Source organism: Micromonospora sp. CPCC 205546 (assembly GCF_036902715.1).
Lineage (GTDB): Bacteria > Actinomycetota > Actinomycetes > Mycobacteriales > Micromonosporaceae > Micromonospora.
Window position 1 is genome coordinate 1 of the sequence record NZ_JBAKHL010000045.1, and the last position, 17134, is coordinate 17134.

Annotated in this window: 14 protein-coding genes and 1 pseudogene; 8 read left to right on the top strand and 7 right to left on the bottom strand. The window is 74.1% G+C overall.

The genetic code is table 11. The features are described from left to right. Together V6U77_RS20430 and lexA are read right to left on the bottom strand one after the other, a co-directional pair. Positions 1–403: pseudogene (locus V6U77_RS20430) on the bottom strand (hypothetical protein); the annotation flags it as partial. Positions 404–632: 229 nt separating this feature from the next. Beyond that, a complete protein-coding gene (gene lexA / locus V6U77_RS20435; protein WP_334607983.1) occupies positions 633–1415 on the bottom strand; it encodes a transcriptional repressor LexA in 783 nt (260 codons plus the stop codon). Positions 1416–1981: 566 nt separating this feature from the next. Here lexA and nrdR point away from each other — a divergent pair. From nrdR to V6U77_RS20450, 3 genes are all read left to right on the top strand, one after another. After that, positions 1982–2482 (top strand): transcriptional regulator NrdR, encoded by a 501-nt coding sequence (gene nrdR / locus V6U77_RS20440; protein ID WP_121395973.1) that lies wholly within the window; start codon positions 1982–1984, stop codon positions 2480–2482. 67 nt (positions 2483–2549) lie between these two features. After that, positions 2550–5423, top strand: coding sequence for a vitamin B12-dependent ribonucleotide reductase (locus V6U77_RS20445; protein ID WP_334607984.1), 2874 nt, complete (start codon positions 2550–2552; stop codon positions 5421–5423). A gap of 193 nt (positions 5424–5616) precedes the next feature. Next, a complete protein-coding gene (locus tag V6U77_RS20450) occupies positions 5617–6552 on the top strand; it encodes a DUF2332 domain-containing protein (protein ID WP_334607985.1) in 936 nt (311 codons plus the stop codon). 47 nt (positions 6553–6599) lie between these two features. On the opposite strand, the gene V6U77_RS20455 is transcribed toward V6U77_RS20450, so the two are convergent. Beyond that, positions 6600–6917 carry a TraR/DksA family transcriptional regulator gene (locus V6U77_RS20455; protein ID WP_334607986.1) on the bottom strand — a complete coding sequence of 106 codons (318 nt, stop codon included), beginning with the start codon at positions 6915–6917 and terminating at the stop codon, positions 6600–6602. Between the two features lie 403 nt (positions 6918–7320). Continuing rightward, positions 7321–8592 carry an MFS transporter gene (locus V6U77_RS20460; protein WP_334607987.1) on the bottom strand — a complete coding sequence of 424 codons (1272 nt, stop codon included), beginning with the start codon at positions 8590–8592 and terminating at the stop codon, positions 7321–7323. Between the two features lie 276 nt (positions 8593–8868). On the opposite strand from V6U77_RS20460, the gene V6U77_RS20465 reads away from it, so the two are divergent. Beyond that, positions 8869–9111, top strand: coding sequence for a DUF5522 domain-containing protein (locus V6U77_RS20465; protein WP_334607988.1), 243 nt, complete (start codon positions 8869–8871; stop codon positions 9109–9111). Positions 9112–9227: 116 nt separating this feature from the next. Continuing rightward, positions 9228–9776: a hypothetical protein gene (locus V6U77_RS20470; RefSeq protein WP_334607989.1), complete on the top strand. Its 549-nt coding sequence runs from the start codon at positions 9228–9230 to the stop codon at positions 9774–9776. Between the two features lie 19 nt (positions 9777–9795). Here V6U77_RS20470 and V6U77_RS20475 read toward each other — a convergent pair whose 3' ends face one another. Next, positions 9796–10482, bottom strand: coding sequence for a metal-dependent transcriptional regulator (locus tag V6U77_RS20475; RefSeq protein WP_334607990.1), 687 nt, complete (start codon positions 10480–10482; stop codon positions 9796–9798). Positions 10483–10579: 97 nt separating this feature from the next. On the opposite strand from V6U77_RS20475, the gene V6U77_RS20480 reads away from it, so the two are divergent. The 3 genes from V6U77_RS20480 to V6U77_RS20490 all read left to right on the top strand — a co-directional run bounded on the left by V6U77_RS20480 (position 10580) and on the right by V6U77_RS20490 (position 15321). After that, entirely contained in the window at positions 10580–11437 is an 858-nt protein-coding gene (locus V6U77_RS20480; protein ID WP_334607992.1) for a sulfurtransferase, read from the top strand. Positions 11438–11557: 120 nt separating this feature from the next. Next, the gene (locus V6U77_RS20485) at positions 11558–12739 is read left to right on the top strand and encodes an acetoin utilization protein AcuC (RefSeq protein ID WP_334607993.1); all 1182 of its coding nucleotides are present in this window, start codon (positions 11558–11560) and stop codon (positions 12737–12739) included. Positions 12740–12765: 26 nt separating this feature from the next. After that, positions 12766–15321, top strand: coding sequence for a bifunctional acetate--CoA ligase family protein/GNAT family N-acetyltransferase (locus V6U77_RS20490; RefSeq protein WP_334607994.1), 2556 nt, complete (start codon positions 12766–12768; stop codon positions 15319–15321). A gap of 34 nt (positions 15322–15355) precedes the next feature. Here the strand turns inward: V6U77_RS20490 and V6U77_RS20495 are convergent, their stop codons facing one another. Further along, the gene (locus V6U77_RS20495; RefSeq protein ID WP_334607996.1) at positions 15356–15763 is read right to left on the bottom strand and encodes a VOC family protein; all 408 of its coding nucleotides are present in this window, start codon (positions 15761–15763) and stop codon (positions 15356–15358) included. Between the two features lie 101 nt (positions 15764–15864). Then, positions 15865–16869: an RNA polymerase sigma factor SigB gene (gene sigB, locus V6U77_RS20500; protein ID WP_334608030.1), complete on the bottom strand. Its 1005-nt coding sequence runs from the start codon at positions 16867–16869 to the stop codon at positions 15865–15867. Positions 16870–17134 lie beyond the last annotated feature (265 nt).

Below are 17134 nucleotides of genomic sequence, written 5' to 3' on the forward strand. Positions count from 1 at the left end.
CGACTTCGGTGGCGGGCGCGGCGGTCCCGCGCCGGCCGGCGGCGGGGGCCGTGGCGGCGCCCGCCCGGCTGGCGGCGGTGTCTACGGTGGCGCCCGTCCGGCTCCCGCCGGCGGCGGTGTCTACGGTGGCGGTCGTCCGCCGGTCGACGGGCCGCCCGGCCTGGGTGGGTCGCCGCCCGGTGGGCGCCAGGGTGGCGGTGGCCGCCAGGGCGGCGGTGGGGGCGGACGGCAGGGCGGCGGTCGCCCCGGGGGCGGTGTCTACGGCGGCGGGCAGCCGGGCGGTGGCGTCTACGGCGGTGGCCGGGCCGAGCCGCCGCGTCGGGGCGACGAATCGGACCCCCGTGGCCAGCGGCCGGTCCGTCGGCGTGACGACGGCCCCGACGACGGTCGCGGCTACCGTCACGTGCCCGGTGGCGGGCGGGGCTACCAGGGCGACCGCTACTGATCTCCGCCGGGCTAGCCCGACCGTCCTGCGGAGGGTGCCGGGATGGCCTCCAGCCAGACACCGGCGGGGCGGGGACGCCGCCGCGCGCCGGTGGACGGCCGCGTGACGCGTTTCCCCGGTGGCGACGTGGCTCGCGTGGGCGTGCCCCGGGTGACCGCCCTCGGCGGCCACCCGCGGCGATGGCGGGTCAGATGCGGCGCAGCACCGCGACGACCCGGCCCATGATGGTGGCGTCGTCGCCGGGGATCGGGTCGAAGGCGGGGTTCTGCGGCATGAGCCAGACGTGGCCGTCGCGGCGGCGGTAGGTCTTCACGGTCGCCTCGCCGTCGAGCATGGCGGCGACGATGTCGCCGACCTCGGCCGTCGGCTGCTGCCGGACCACGACCCAGTCGCCGTCGCAGATCGCCGCGTCGAGCATCGAGTCGCCCTTGACCTGGAGCATGAAGACCTCGCCCTCACCCACCAGCTCGCGGGGGAGGGGGAAGATGTCCTCGACGGCCTGCTCGGCCAGGATCGGGCCGCCGGCCGCGATCCGGCCCAGCATCGGCACGTAGGCCGGGGCGGGACGCTGTGAGCGGGCCAGCTCGTCGTCGACCTCGGCGGGCGCGCGGACGTCCACGGCGCGCGGCCGGTTGGGGTCGCGACGCAGGAAGCCCTTCTTCTCCAGCTCCTTGAGCTGGTAGGCGACGCTCGACGGCGAGACGAGACCGACGGCCTCGCCGATCTCGCGCACGCTCGGCGGGTAGCCGTGGCGCTCGACCCACGTGCGGATGAACTCCAGGATCCGGCGCTGCCGGGCGGTGAGGTCCACCGTCGCCGGCTCGGGGAAGGCGCTGACCACCGGGGTGACCGCGCGCACGGCGGGCTGCCCGGTCCGGCCGCGCGCGGCGCCGCGGCGTCGGGTGGCCGGCGGACCCGCCTCGGTGATCTGCTGCGGGCTCTTCGGCCGGCTGGCCCGATCGTCGGTCACGTCCGTCCTCCCTGGTCGGCGCTGGGTGCCTCGGCGGCTCGTGGTGCGTGCGGTGGTGCGGGTCGACCGGCGTACGGAGGACCCGCGCCCGGTTCTTCAAGACCGTATAGGTGAGATCGGTCATTTTCAAACATCTGTACGACCTTGCTCGGCGTGTCGGGATGAAAAACCGCTCCGCTCGTACTCACGTTCTGATAAATGGTACGTCGGATCGAACGGGTGTTCGACTTTCGTCCGGTCGTCGGCCGTTTCGTCGCGGTCGGACCGGTAACCCGCGAGGGCGTCGGACGGTTGGTCCTGCGGTGGGGGCGGCACCCGTCGACGCGGGAACCCGGTGACGCGCCGGACACGCCGGCCAACTTGACCTCCGATCCGCAGCGGCCTACGGTCGACCCCTAGATGTAGTAGTCACATGGGCGTAAGTCGCCTACAGGTTGGGTTCGACTACCGACCGCACTCCGGCACCGTCGACACGGCGAAGACCATCGACAGATGGCTCCGTCGCGTCGACGCGTGCCCGGCGGGCGGCTCGGGGCGCCCGCGATCGACGAAGGAGGCCGGGCCGGATGCGCTGTCCGTACTGCCGACACGCCGACTCCCGGGTCGTCGACTCGCGGGAGGCCGACGACGGCCAGTTGATCCGCCGGCGGCGGTCCTGCCCGGAGTGCGGCAAGCGGTTCACCACGGTGGAGGAGGCGGTCCTCGCGGTCGTCAAGCGCAGCGGGGTCACCGAGCCGTTCAGCCGTACGAAGATCATCGGCGGGGTGCGCAAGGCGTGCCAGGGCCGGCCCGTGGACGACGACTCGATCGCCCTGCTCGCGCAGAAGGTCGAGGAGACCGTCCGGGCCAAGGGGGCCGCCGAGATCCCCAGCCACGAGGTGGGGCTGGCCATCCTGGGCCCGCTGCGGGACCTGGACGAGGTGGCCTACATGCGGTTCGCCAGCGTCTACCGGTCGTTCGACTCGCTCGCCGACTTCGAGCGGGAGATCGAGACGCTGCGGGCCGCCGCGCGCGCCCGGGAGGGCGCCGGGGCCGACGCGGCCGAGGCCGCCGGCCGTACCAGTTGATTTTTCTTTGCAGGTGACGACAGTCGGATCGGGCGGCGGTTGCCGCGCGGGCGAGGGGGCGGATGAGATGTCGGGGGACGGTGTGACAACCAGCAGGGCACGGAACAAGGCCGGCGCGGGGCTCAAGATCGAGCGGGTGTGGACGACCGAGGGGGTGCACCCCTACGACGAGGTCGCCTGGGAGCGCCGCGACGTCGTCATGACGAACTGGCGGGACGGCTCGGTCAACTTCGAGCAGCGTGGCGTCGAGTTCCCGGAGTCGTGGAGCGTCAACGCCGCCAACATCGTGACCACCAAGTACTTCCGGGGCGCCATCGGCACCCCGGATCGGGAGTGGTCGCTGCGGCAGCTCATCGACCGGGTGGTCACCACCTACCGCACGGCGGGTGAGGAGTACGGCTACTTCGCCGGCCCCGCCGACGCCGAGATCTTCGCCCACGAGCTGACCTGGATGCTGCTGCACCAGGTGTTCAGCTTCAACTCGCCGGTCTGGTTCAACGTCGGCACGCCGTCGCCGCAGCAGGTCAGCGCCTGCTTCATCCTGGCCGTCGACGACTCGATGGACTCCATCCTGGACTGGTACAAGGAGGAGGGGCTGATCTTCAAGGGCGGCTCCGGCTCCGGCGTGAACCTCTCCCGGATCCGTTCCTCCCGCGAGCTGCTCTCCTCCGGCGGCAACGCTTCCGGCCCGGTCAGCTTCATGCGCGGCGCGGACGCCTCCGCCGGCACCATCAAGTCCGGCGGCGCCACCCGGCGCGCGGCCAAGATGGTCATCCTCGACGTGGACCACCCGGACATCCAGGAGTTCGTGGTCACCAAGGCGCGCGAGGAGGACAAGATCCGCGCGCTGCGCGACGCCGGGTTCGACATGGACCTCGGCGGCGCCGACATCGTCAGCGTGCAGTACCAGAACGCCAACAACTCCGTCCGGGTCTCCGACGAGTTCATGACCGCCGTGGAGAACGGCGGCGGCTTCGACCTGCGCGGCCGGCTCGACGGCGCGGTCATCGAGACCATCGACGCCAAGAACCTGTTCCGCACCATCTCCCACGCCGCCTGGGAGTGCGCCGACCCCGGCCTGCAGTACGACGACACCATCAACGACTGGCACACCTGCCCGGAGACCGGCCGGATCACCGCGTCGAACCCGTGCTCGGAGTACCTGCACCTGGACAACTCCTCGTGCAACCTGGCCTCGCTCAACCTGATGAAGTTCCTCCGCGCCGACGGCGGCTTCGAGGTGGAGAAGTTCGTCCGGTCCGTCGAGTTCGTCATCACCGCGATGGACATCTCGATCTGCTTCGCCGACTTCCCGACGGAGAAGATCGGCGTGACCACCCGTGCCTACCGGCAGCTCGGCATCGGCTACGCCAACCTCGGCGCCCTGCTGATGGCCTCCGGCCTGCCCTACGACTCGGAGCAGGGCCGTTCGGTCGCCGCGGCGATCACCTCGCTGATGACCGGCACCGCCTACCGCCGCTCGGCCGAGCTGGCCGGCGTCGTCGGCGCGTACGACGGCTACGCCCGCAACGCCGAGCCGCACAAGCGGGTCATGCGCAAGCACGCCGCCGCCAACGACGAGATCAAGCCCTCGGGCACCGTGGCCACCGCGATCGTCCGCGAGGCGACGAAGCAGTGGACCCAGGGCAACAAGCTCGGTGACAAGTTCGGCTGGCGCAACGCGCAGGCCAGCGTGCTCGCGCCGACCGGCACCATCGGCTTCATGATGGACTGCGACACGACCGGCGTGGAGCCGGACCTGGCGCTGGTCAAGTTCAAGAAGCTGGTCGGCGGCGGCTCGATGCAGATCGTCAACCAGACCGTGCCGCGCGCCCTGCGCAGCCTCGGCTACCCCGAGGAGCAGGTCGAGGCGATCGTCGAGCACATCGCCGACCAGGGCCACGTGGTCGACGCCCCGGGCCTGAAGCCGGAGCACTACCCGGTCTTCGACTGCGCGATGGGCGAGCGGTCCATCGCCCCGATGGGTCACGTGCGGATGATGGCGGCCGTCCAGCCGTTCGTCTCCGGCGCCATCTCCAAGACGGTCAACATGCCGGAGCAGGCGACCGTCGAGGACGTCGAGAAGATCTACTTCGAGGGCTGGAAGCTGGGCCTCAAGGCGCTGGCGATCTACCGCGACAACTGCAAGGTCGGCCAGCCGCTGTCGGTGGCGAAGTCCAACAAGGCCACCGAAGCCGCCCCCGCCGAGGTGGAGAAGGTCGTCGAGAAGGTCGTCGAGTACCGCCCGGTGCGCAAGCGCCTGCCGAAGAAGCGCCCGTCCCAGACCGTCAGTTTCTCCGTCGGCGGCGCCGAGGGTTACCTCACCGCCTCGTCCTACCCGGACGACGGCCTCGGCGAGGTCTTCCTCAAGATGTCGAAGCAGGGCTCGACCCTGGCCGGCGTGATGGACGCCTTCTCGGTGGCCATCTCCATCGGTCTGCAGTACGGCGTCCCGCTGGAGACGTACGTCAGCAAGTTCACCAACATGCGCTTCGAGCCGGCCGGCATGACCGACGACCCGGACGTGCGGATGGCCGCCTCGGTGATGGACTACATCTTCCGTCGCCTGGCGCTGGACTTCCTGCCGTACGAGCGCCGCGCGGAGCTGGGCATCTTCACCGCCAGCGAGCGGGCCGCCCAGCTGCGGGCCGAGGCGGAGGCGGAGGCGAGCGGTGCGGACCTCACCGCGATGGCCTCCTCCGCCCCGGTCGAGGCGCCGACCGAGCCGAAGACCGGCCCGATCGCCCAGCCGGCGCAGGAGACCGCCGGCATCGCCGCGGCCAAGCCGGCGCCGTCCGTGGGTTCCAGCACCGAACTGCTGGAGGCCGTGATCGGCAAGGCCGCCGACGCGCCGCTCTGCTTCACCTGTGGCACGAAGATGCGCCCGGCCGGTAGCTGCTACGTCTGCGAGGGCTGCGGCTCCACCAGCGGTTGCAGCTGACGTACGAACCGAGCGGGGCGGGTCGGCGGATATCCGCCGACCCGCCCCGCTCGTTGGTGGACGTCTGTCCACTTCATCCCCCTGGGGGACGGGGCGTCATCGTCCGGGCGCTTCCCGGAGGCCCGGCGACGAGCGCAGCGACCGAGGGCGGCACGGGCAACGGAGAACGCGTGGCATCGGCGATGATCGGGACATGAAGACCGCCGAGGCGTACGCCGAGTTCGCCATCCGGGAGGCGCGCGGCGTGTCGCCGACGTACGAGCGACTCTCCCTCGCCGTCTCCCGCGACGAAGAGGTGCTCGCCCTGCTTGCCCCGTTACCGCAGGCGAGGCGGCAGCCGAACCTGCTCTTCGGCGTCGTACGGCTGCTCGGCGGACCCGTCGACGACCCGGCGGCCTTCCGCGACTTCGCGCTGGCGAACTGGCCGGCGATCGAGGCGGAGCTGCGCACCCGCGCGACCCAGACGAACGAGCCCGGGCGGTGTGCCGTACTGCTGCCGGTGCTCGCCGCGTTGCCGCAGCCGCTGGCGTTGCTGGAGGTCGGCGCGTCCGCCGGGCTCTGCCTCCACCCCGACCGGTACGCCTACCGCTACGGCGGCCACGCGCTCGGCACGGGCGGGCCGGTCCTCGAATGCGCGGCCACCGGCCTGACCCCGCCAAAGCGGCTGCCGGAGGTGGTGTGGCGGGCCGGCCTCGACCTGAATCCGCTGCGGGTGACCGATCCGGCGGACGTCGCCTGGCTCGACGCTCTCATCTGGCCGGAGCACACGCACCGCCGCGCCCGGTTGCGGGCCGCCGCGGCCGTCGCCGCGTCCGACCCGCCGCTGCTCGCGCACGGCGACCTGGTGGACGACCTGCCCGCGCTGGCCGCGCGGGCGCCGGCCGGCGCGACGCTGGTGGTGTTCCACACCTCCGTGCTCTACCAGGTGTCGGCACCGCGCCGGACGGCGTTCGCCGACGTGGTACGCCGGCTGCCCGGCCACTGGATCTCCAACGAGTCCCCGGACGTGCTGCCCCACGACGCGCTGCCGGAGCCGCCGGACGAGGCGCTGCACAACGTGCTCGCGCTGGACGGCCGGCCACTCGCCTGGACGCGCCCGCACGGCCAGGCGATGACCTGGTTCGGCTGACCCGGGCGGGCTGCCGCGCCGTCCTCCGGCACGGCAGCCCGCGTACGTCACTGCTGTTTCTGCTGGCAGGGCACGCAGAAGCGGGCGTGCGGCAGCACCTCCAGGCGCTCCCGGGGGATCGCGGCGGAGCAGCGCTCGCAGATGCCGTAGCGGCCCTCGGCGAGGCGGCGCAGCGCCCCGCTGATCTGCTCGATGCTGCGGCGGGTGGCGGCGATCAGCGCGCTCTGGGTGTGCGCCTCGCCCGGGTCGCCGGTGTCGGCGGTGAGCTGCGTCAGCCGGACGGTCTGCGCCTCGAAGTCGTTGGTCAGTGTCGTACGCAGGTCGTCGAGCCACTTCTGCTCGCTGGACTGGGTGGGCGTGGTCATGGCGTAGCTCCCTGGAGAAAAAGAAAAAGGGCCGAAGCTGGATAGCTTCGCCCTGGTGGCCGTTCGCAAGAGTTGCAACCGGTTCACGGAGGGCCACGTCCGGCGGGGCTCGGCAGTCGGGAGGCGACCGAGCCGGCGCACGACGGCGCGACCGCGGATCGCACCACCCGGGTCGCCACGTTCACCCGCAGGGCGCACCGGCAGGCAGCAGCGGGCGCCGCCGTCACCACGACGGCGGTGCTGTTCTGCTGACCGGTCGAACACATGCAGCCACCATAGGCCGGGCGGAGCGGAAAGCCAACGTGCTTCCGTACGCAGGGGGCGGGCGCCCGGGTCACCCGCCGGACGTGCGGCCTGACCGCCGGAGTCCGGCCCCGCCGGACTCGGCTGCGACGTCGGCCGGTCAGGTCGCCGGCAGGTCCCGCATCCGCCGCAGCGGGGAGACGACGACGAAGAGCGCCGCGCTCCACGTGCCGAGCACGCAGATCCACAGCGCCGGCCGCAGCCCGAGCTGGCTGGCGAGCGTGCCGCCGGTGAGCGCGCCCAACGGGATGACGCCGAAGCAGACCCAGAGGAACGCCGCGTTCACCCGGCCGAGCAGCGCGGGCGGGGTGATCCGCTGCCGGTACGTCATGGCGGCCACGTTGTAGAGCACCACGTTGGCGGAGAACGCGGCCAGGCCGGTGCCGTAGAGCAGCACGCCCCAACCGGGCTGCGCCAGGGGCATGAGCAGGTAGAGCGGGCCCGGCGCGGCCATCGCCACCCAGATCACCCGGGCCGAGCCGAGCCACGCGGTCAACCGGGCGGCGAACGCGCCCACCACGAGCCCGCCCACGGCGCTGACCGAGTAGACGAGCCCGACCAGGGCCGGCGGCGCGTGCAGCTCCTGCAGCAGGAAGACCACCTCGATGGAGCCGGACGCCGTGACGAAGAAGTTCGAGGTGGTGGTGCAGGCGAGGATGCTGCGCAGGATCGGCTGGCGGCGGATGAAGCCCAGCCCCTCGGTCATCTCCACCCGCAGCGGCACCCGCTCGCGCCGTGGCGCGGGCTCCGCCGGCGCCTCCCGGATCAGCAGCAGGGTCAACCCGCTCACGGCGAAGGCGACGGCGGTGACGACGAACGTCCTCGCGGCGCCGACCAGACCGGCCAGCACGCCGCCGATCGTCGGGCCGACGAGCTCGGCGGAGTCCTGGCCGACGGTGAGCTTCGCGTTGGCGTCCACGAGGCGGTCCGACGGCACCAGCCTCGGCAGCATGCTCTTGTAGGCCACCGTGAACAGGACGGTGAGCACGCCGCTGAGCCCGACCACCGCGTACAGGTAGCCGAGGGTGAGCCGGTCGGCCAGGGCGACCACCGGCACCGACAGCAGCAGCGCGGCCCGGCCCAGGTCGCAGACGACCATCAGCCGCCGCTGGTCGACCCGGTCGGCGAGGATCCCGGCCGGCAGCGAGAAGATCAGGTACGGCAGCCAGGCGAGCGTGGTCAGCATCGCGACCTGGAAGACGCTGGCGTCGAGCGTGCCGGCGGCGAGCAGTGGCACCGCCACGCTGGAGACCCGGGTACCCAGCTCGCTGACCGTCTGCCCGGCCAGGAGCAGCGCGAAGTTGCGGGTACGCAGCAGCGAGGGCCGCCTGGGGGCGGCACCTCCGACGGGCGTGGTGGCCTGCTGCGTCACGTCGGATTCCCGGTGCGGGGCGGTGTGCGCCGCGGGGAGATCGCCGATGTCCCGGAGGCCGACTTCGGTCGCAGGCGCCCGTCCCGTCCGTGGTCCATCCGGTCAGCCTGCCGGCCCCGTCCGGATCGACGCCACTGGTTATCCGGCGCGTCGGCTCGCGGTGCCGCACGCGCCGTGCCCACGCCTACCGAGCCCCGCGCCGCGACCTGCGAGATCCGGTGGCCGGTGGGCGCGGTCCGGAGCGGGGCTCGACGGGCGTTTCTCTAGACTGCGCCGGTGACCGGAGAGCGACGACCGCTGGCGGACCGGCCGCTGACCGAGCCGCACCCGTCCCGGCTGCCGCCGGAGCACCCGGACCGGGAGCGGATCCTGGCGGCGCACGCCGCCGCCCTCGGCGCCGGTGCGGCCGGCTACCTCGACCCGGCCAGCGGTCTCTTCGTGCTCAGCGCGGGCTTCCTGGCCCGGCGCGGCACCTGCTGCGGGCGTGGCTGCCGGCACTGCCCGTACGTCGACGACTGAGCGCCCGGCCGAACACCGGCCACGTCTCGACACGTCCGCCGCAGGGCTACCGCACGGGCGGGTCACATCGTACGGTTTCCGGCGGACACGTCGGGGTGGACAGCGAAGGAGTGGTCGTGCGCGGGCGGATGGTGGGCGTCGGGCTGGTGGCGCTGCTGGTGACGGGCTGCGGCGCGGAGGCGGAACCGGTGGCCGTACCGCCGCCCGCGCCGGTCACGGCCGACGTGGCCGCCGCCTCGTCCGGCGGGGCGTGCCGGCTGCTGGACTTCGGCGTGATCGAGCAGCACGCCGGCGTCCGCTTCGACGTGGCGGCCGCCAGCGCGACGGGCGACAGCCACACCTGCGTGGTGCGCGCCGGTCGGGAGGCCCTGCCGGAGCTGACGCTGACCGTCACCCGGACGTCGATCGACGCGGCGACCTTCACCGCCGACGTGGTGCCGGAGAAGGCGGCCAAGGTCACCGGGCTGGGCCAGAAGGCCTACCGGCGGACCACCTCGGCCAAGGGCGCACTCGGCCCGGTCGCGGAGGTGGGCTGGCTGGCCGCCGAGGGACGCCTCGCCACCCTGCGCTACGCCACCCCGGGCGACGCCGACAGGGCGGAGGCCGAGAAGCTCACCACCGCCCTCGTCGCCCTGGCCCAGCAGCTCGACACCCGCGCCGTCTGACCGTCACCGGCGCGGCGGGTCAGTGTGCGGCGACGAAGACGCGGGAGGCGACCTCGCGGGGCAGCCTGATGCGGTCGCCGGAGCGGTCGATGGACACCCCGTCGCGCTCCTGCGCCACCGTCACGGTCGCGCCCGGGTCGACGCCGGCCGCGTGCAGCTGCCGGAGCACGTCGGCGTCGGTCTGCACGCTCTCGCAGATCCGCCGCACCACGACCGGCCCGGAGAGCCCGGGGAACGCCAGGTTGCGCTCACCCTCGATCGGGGTGGCGGTCGCCTGCTCCGGCGTGCCCAGCTCCTCCAGCCCCGGGATCGGGTTGCCGTAGGGGGAACGGGTCGGCCGGTTGAGCAGGTCGTAGACCCGCTTCTCGACGGCGTCGCTCATCACGTGCTCCCACCGGCAGGCCTCCTCGTGGGCCTCCTCGTAGGGCATCCCGATGACGTTGACCAGCAGCAACTCGGCGAGCCGGTGCTTGCGCATCACGGAGACCGCGTTGCTGCGGCCGTGCGCGGTGAGGGCCAGGTGCCGGTCACCCTCGACGGTGAGCAGGCCGTCGCGTTCCATCCGGGCCACGGTCTGGCTGACGGTCGGGCCGCTCTGCCCCAACCGCTCGGCGATCCGGGCACGCAGCGGCGGAACCCCCTCCTCCTCCAGCTCGAGGATGGTCTTGAGGTACATCTCGGTCGTGTCGACCAGATCATGCTTCACGTCAGCGGACCTCCGGCCAACGATGCTACCTCGACGTTCACCGAACGCCCCACGGCGAACCGCCAGGTCCGTGCCGGGATGGTGTTGACTGGACGCCATGTCCGCAACCGAGGATCTGTTGGTGGAGGTCGACCGACTCGCGGTCGAACTCGGCCAGGCCGATCCGCCCACGCTGCTCGACGTCCGTTGGCGCCTCGCCGGGCCTCCCGGTCGGGAGGACTACGCCGCCGGCCACCTGCCCGGCGCGGTCTTCGTCGACCTGGACACCGCGCTCTGCGGGCCGCCCGGCCCCGCCGGGCGCCACCCCCTGCCCGAGCCCGCCGCGTTGCGGGCCGCGCTGCGGGCCGCCGGCGTGCGCGCCGGTCACCCCGTCGTGGTGTACGACGGCGGCGACGGCATGGCGGCCGCCCGCGCCTGGTGGACCCTGCGCTGGGCGGGCCACCGGCCGGTACGGCTGTTGCACGGCGGCTTCCCGGCGTGGCGGGCGGCGGGGCTGCCCACCAGCACGGCGGCGCCGACCCCGGAGCCGGGCGACGTCGAGGTGCGCCCCGGCGCGCTGCCGGTGCTCGACGCGGGGGAGGCGGCCCGGCTGGCCGCGGCCGGCGAGGGCGTCCTGCTCGACGTGCGCGCCGCCCCGCGCTACCGGGGCGAGACGGAGCCGGTCGACCCGGTCGCCGGGCACGTCCCCGGCGCGGTGAACCTGCCCGCGCCCGAGTACGTCGCCGAGGGGCGGTTCCCCGCCGTCGACGCGCTGCGCGAGCGCTTCGCCGCCGCCGGGGTCAGCGACGACCGGCCGGTCGGGGCGTACTGCGGGTCGGGGGTGACCGCCGCGCAGGCCGTGTTCGCGCTGCACCTGGCCGGCCGGGCGGACGCGGCGCTCTACGTCGGATCGTGGAGCAACTGGGTCGCCGACCCGTCCCGCCCGGTGGCCACGGGCCCGACCCCGACCGGCTGAGCGGCGCCGGGTGCCGGGCCGACGTGGGCGGCTGGGCGGAACGGCGCAAACCGGGGCGACACCGGGCGGCTGAGCAGCGCGTGCACGGGCGTGCCGGGGTGCGCGTGCGACGATGGGCGCATGTCCGACGACACGGTGGTGGTGTGGGACGAGTCGCTGCTCGCCTACGACATGGGGGACCATCCCCTCGACCCGGTACGGGTGGAGCTGACCTTCGCCCTCGCCCGGGAGTTGGGTGTCCTCGCGCGTCCCGGGGTGCGGCTGGTCAAGCCGGAGCCGGCCGACGACGCGCTGCTGAGCCGGGTGCACGACCCGCGCTACCTCGCGGCGGTGCGCGTGGCCCCCCGCGATCCGCTCTTCGCCGGCTTCGGGCTGGGCACCTCCGACAACCCGGTCTTCGACGGGATGCACGAGTCGAGCGCGCTGATCGCCGGCGCGACGGTGGCGGCGGCCGAGGCGGTCTGGCGGGGCGAGGCCCGGCGGGCGGTCAACGTGGCCGGTGGCCTGCACCACGCCATGCCGGCCCGCGCGTCCGGGTTCTGCGTCTACAACGATCCCGCGGTGGCCATCGCCCGCCTGCTCGACCTGGGCGCCGAGCGGGTCGCGTACGTGGACGTGGACGTGCACCACGGCGACGGGGTGCAGCAGGTCTTCTGGAACGACCCACGGGTGCTCACGGTCAGCGTGCACGAGACGCCCCTGGCGCTCTTCCCGGGCAGCGGCTTCCCGGACGAGACGGGCGGCCCGGGCGCCCAGGGCAGCGCCGTCAACCTCCCGCTGCCGCCCGGCGTGGACGACGCCGGCTGGCAGCGCGCCTTCCACGCGGTGGTGCCGTCGGTGCTGCGCGCGTTCCGGCCGCAGGTGCTCGTCACCCAGTGCGGCGCCGACGGCCACCGGCTCGACCCGCTGGCCGACCTGAACCTCTCCGTCGACGGGCAGCGCGCCACCTACCTGGCCCTGCGGGCGCTCGCCGACGAGCTCTGCGAGGGGCGCTGGGTGGCCACCGGCGGCGGCGGGTACGCCCTGGTCGAGGTGGTGCCCCGGGCCTGGACGCACCTGCTCGCGGTGGCCACCGGGGACCCGATCGCCCCGGCGACGCTGACCCCGCCGGCGTGGCGGGAACTGGCCGCCGCGCGTCGGCCGGGCCGGCAGATCCCGCTGCGGATGACCGACGACGTCGACCCGGCGTACGAGCCGTGGCAGCCGACGGGCGAGCCGAGCGCGGTGGACCGGGCGATCGCGGCGGCCCGCAAGACCGCCTTCCCGCTGTTCGGGCTCGACCCGCACGACCCGCGCGACTGATCCGGCGGGCGGAAGGGACCGCACAGGTGACCACGGTGGAACAACCGGTGGACGTGCTGCTCAGCGACGGCACCACCGTGCAGCTGCGCCCGATCCGCCCGTCGGATGCGCCGGGCATCGTGGCGATGCACTCGCGCTTCTCCGAGCGCACCCGCTACCTGCGCTACTTCTCGCCGTACCCGCGCATCCCGGAGCGGGACCTGCAGCGCTTCGTCAACGTCGACCACCGTGACCGGGAGGCGTTCGTGGTGCTGGTCGGCGACCGGATCGTCGCCGTCGGCCGCTACGAGCGGCTCGGCCCGGATTCGCCGGACGCCGAGGTGGCGTTCGTGGTGGAGGACGCCTACCAGGGCCGGGGCGTCGGCTCGGTGCTGCTGGAGCACCTGGCCGACGCGGCCCGCCGCAACGAGATCGCCAACTTCGTGGCCGAGGTGCTGCCGGCCAACGGCGCGATGCTGCGGGTCTTCTCCGACTTCGGCTACCAGGTGCAGCGGCAGTTCGCCGACGGCGTGGTGCACCTGAACTTCCCGATCGCCCCCACCGACGCGACGCTCCAGGTGCAGCGCGGCCGGGAGCACCGCACGGAGGCACGCTCCATCGCCCGGCTGCTCGCCCCGCGCGGCGTCGCCGTCTACGGCGCCAGCGCCACCGGGCAGGGTGTCGGCGCGGCGGTGCTCGGGCACCTGCGCGACGGCGGCTACCCCGGCGCGGTGGTTCCGGTGCATCCGGGCGCGGCGACGGTCGCCGGGCTGCCGGCGTACACCTCGGCGACCGGTGCCGGCGTGCCCGTCGACCTGGCGGTGGTGGCGGTCCCGCCGGAGGCGGCGACGGAGGTCGTCGCCGACGCGGCCGCCGCGGGCGTGCACGGCCTGGTGGTCATCTCGGCGGGCTTCGCCGAGGCCGGTGGCGAGGGCGCGGCCGCGCAGCGGGCGCTGGTCCGCGCGGCGCACGCGGCGGGCATGCGGGTGGTGGGCCCGAACTGCCTGGGGGTGGCCAACACCGACCCGGCGGTACGCCTCAACGCCACCCTCGCCCCCCGGCTGCCGGTGCCCGGCCGGGTGGGCGTCTTCAGTCAGTCCGGCGCGTTCGGGGTGGCGCTGCTGGCCGAGGCCGACCGGCGGGGGCTGGGCCTGTCCAGCTTCGTCTCGGCCGGCAACCGGGCCGACGTCTCGGGCAACGACCTGCTCCAGTACTGGCAGGACGACCCCGGCACCGACGTGATCATGTTGTACCTGGAGACCTTCGGCAACCCGCGCAAGTTCGCCCGGCTGGCCCGCCGGATCGGCCGGGACAAGCCCGTCGTGGCGCTCGCCTCGCCGGCCCGCCCGCCGGGGGTGGGCGAGGCCGCCGGGCCGGACGAGGTGGCGGTCGCCGCGCTGTTCGCCCACTCCGGCGTGATCCGGGTGGACACCGTCGCCGAGCTGCTCGACGTCGGGATGCTGCTGGCCCACCAGCCGCTGCCGGCCGGGCCGCGCGTCGGGGTGGTCGGCAACTCCTCGGCGCTGACGGGGCTGGCGGCCACCGCCTGCGCCGCGCAGGGGCTCACCGTGGCCCGCGGCTACCCGCGCGACGTCGGCCCGCGCGCCGGCGCGGGCGAGTTCGCCGCCGCGCTCGCCGCGACGGGCGCCGACGACGAGGTGGACGCGCTGGTGGTGGTGTTCGCCCCGCCGCTGCCCGGCCAGCTCACCGACACGGAGGCCGACTTCACGGCCGCGCTGCCGGGCGCGTCCGCCGCCGGCAAGCCGACCGTGGCGACGTTCCTGGTCGGCCGGGCACCCGCGGGGGTGCCCGCCTATCCGAGCGTGGAGGAGGCCGTCCGCGCCCTCGCCCGGGTCACCGCGTACGCGGACTGGCTGCGCCGGCCCGCCGGGGCGCCGCCGGAGCTGTCCGGGGTGGACCGGGAGGCGGCGCACGCCGCCCTGCGCCCGGAGGCCCTCGATCCGGCGGGGCTGCTCGCGGCGTACGGGATCGACGTGGTCGAGTCGGTGCCGGTGCGCTCCGCCGCGGAGGCCGCCGGCGCGGCGCAGCGGCTGGGTTTCCCGGTGGCCCTCAAGGCCGCCGCCGCTGGCCTGCGGCACCGCCTCGACCTCGGCGCGGTCCGGCTCGACCTGCCCGACGCGGCCACGGTCCACCGCGCGTACGCGGAGATGTCGGCGCTGTTCGGCGCGGACGTCCTGGTGCAGCCGATGGTCGCGCCGGGCGTGGCCTGCGTGGTCGAGCTGGTGGAGGACCCGGCGTTCGGCCCGGTGGTCGGCTTCGGGCTGGGCGGCGTCGCCACCGAGCTGCTCGGCGACCGGGCCTGGCGGGCGGTGCCGCTGACCGACCTGGACGCCGCCGAGCTGGTCGACGAGCCCCGGGCGGCGCCGCTGCTGCGCGGGCACCGGGGCGCGGCGCCGGTGGACCGGGCGGCCCTGGCGGACCTGCTGCTGCGGGTCGGCCGGCTCGCCGACGAGCAGCCCCGGGTGCGCGCGCTGACCCTCAACCCGGTGCTCGCCCGCCCCGACGGCATCTCGGTGCTGCACGCCACCGTCCGGGTCGGCTCCGCCGTGGCGCGCCCCGACACCGGCCCCCGCCGGCTGTGAGGAGGACGCCCGCCGGGTGCGGACGGTGCGGCGGTCAGGCCCGCCCGGAGATCTGCTGCACGGCCCAGGCGTTGCCGTCGGGGTCGGCGAAGTGGACGAAGCCGACGTTGTCCAGCGGGTCCGGCACCGGCCGGGGATTCTCGCCGACCACCTGGATCTCGCCGACGTCGACGCCGCGCTCGAGGAGTTCGGCCCGCGCCCGGCGCAGGTCGGGTACGACGAGCTGGAGGCCCTTGAGGGAGCCGGGCGGCATGTCCGGCACCACGCCCTTGCCGATCACGATCGAGCAGCCGGAGCCGGGCGGGGTCAGCTGCACGATCCGCGCGTCGTCGCCGATCACCGTGTCGTGGTCGACGACGAAGCCGAGCCGGTCGGCGTAGAACGACTTCGCCCGGTCCACGTCGGAGACCGGGACGATCACCACTTCCAGTGTCCAGTTCACACCCGTTGGTAGCCCGCCGGGCGCCCCCGGTCAAGGACCACGGCCCGGACGTCACGCGGGGCCCCGGCGAACCGCCGGGGCCCCGCGTGGTCCGGAGGACCTCAGCAGGCGTACGCCTCCAGGCGCTGCGCCCGCTCCGGGTCACGCAGCTTCAGCAGGGTCACCTTCTCGATCTGCCGGATCCGCTCCCGGGACAGGCCGAACTCCCGACCGACCTCGTCGAGGGTGCGCTGCCGGCCGTCGTCGAGGCCGAAGCGGAGCCGGATCACGGCCTGCTCCCGCTGGGAGAGGGTGGACAGCACGATGCTCACCTCGTTGCGCAGTTCGCCCTGCGCGGCGGCGTCGCCGGGCTGGGCGCCCGGGTCGACGGCGGCGACGAAGTCGCCGAGCGCGCTCTCGCCGTCCTCACCGACCGCCTGGTCGAGGCTCACCGGCTCCCGGTCGTAGGAGATCAGCTCGATCACCTGGAACTCCGGGATGTCCATGGCCCGGGCGACCTCGGCCACGGTGGGCTCGCGGCCCAGCGAGACGGAGAGCTCGCGGCGGGCGCGCACCATGCGGTTGACCTGCTCGACCATGTGCACCGGGATGCGGATGGTGCGGGCCTGGTCGGCCATCGCCCGGGTGATCGCCTGCCGGATCCACCAGGTGGCGTAGGTGGAGAACTTGTAGCCCTTGGCGTAGTCGAACTTCTCGACCGCGCGGATCAGGCCGAGGTTGCCCTCCTGGATCAGGTCGAGGAAGGCCATGCCACGACCGGTGTAGCGCTTGGCGATGCTCACCACCAGGCGCAGGTTCGCCTCCAGCAGGTGGTCCTTCGCGGCCCGGCCCTGCGCCACGACCAGCTCCAGGTCGGCCCGCAGGTCCGTGGAGACGGGGGTGCAGGTCGCCAACTTCTCCTCGGCGAACAGGCCGGCCTCGATCCGCTTGGCGAGGTCGACCTCCTGGGCGGCGGTCAGCAGCTTCGTCCGACCGATCCCGTTCAGGTACGCCCGGACCAGATCCGTGGAGACGCCGCGCTCGTCGGTGGCGTCGAGGTCGGTCAGGGTGTCGGTGGCGCTCGCGGCCTCGGTGGTGCCGGCCGGGCGCGTCCGGTGCTGCGTCATCTGCAGGGCCATCTCAGTTTCTCCCCGTGTCCACGTCTGTGCCGTTGGATCCGGCCCAGGGGTGCCGGTGTGACACACAGCTTGGCGGGCGGGGCGTGAAACGGGAGTGAGGCGATCGGGGAACCGACACGAATTGTGTCGATGGCCTGCTCAGCGTGTGCGACCGGTCGCCGAGCGCTTGTTGCCGCCGACGGATACCGTGCCAGCGGTCGGCCCGCACGGCCGGCGTCGCCGGTGACGCCGGCGCACCGAACAGGTTAGGGAG

Bases quoted from the DNA above. Each gene is read 5' to 3' on its own strand.
- nrdR (WP_121395973.1), top strand. From the start codon at position 1,982: ATGCGCTGTCCGTACTGCCGACACGCCGACTCCCGGGTCGTCGACTCG.
- V6U77_RS20480 (WP_334607992.1), top strand. From the start codon at position 10,580: ATGTCCGCAACCGAGGATCTGTTGGTGGAGGTCGACCGACTCGCGGTC.
- V6U77_RS20455 (WP_334607986.1), bottom strand. From the start codon at position 6,917: ATGACCACGCCCACCCAGTCCAGCGAGCAGAAGTGGCTCGACGACCTG.
- V6U77_RS20485 (WP_334607993.1), top strand. From the start codon at position 11,558: ATGTCCGACGACACGGTGGTGGTGTGGGACGAGTCGCTGCTCGCCTAC.
- V6U77_RS20450 (WP_334607985.1), top strand. From the start codon at position 5,617: ATGAAGACCGCCGAGGCGTACGCCGAGTTCGCCATCCGGGAGGCGCGC.
- V6U77_RS20445 (WP_334607984.1), top strand. From the start codon at position 2,550: ATGTCGGGGGACGGTGTGACAACCAGCAGGGCACGGAACAAGGCCGGC.
- sigB (WP_334608030.1), bottom strand. From the start codon at position 16,869: ATGACGCAGCACCGGACGCGCCCGGCCGGCACCACCGAGGCCGCGAGC.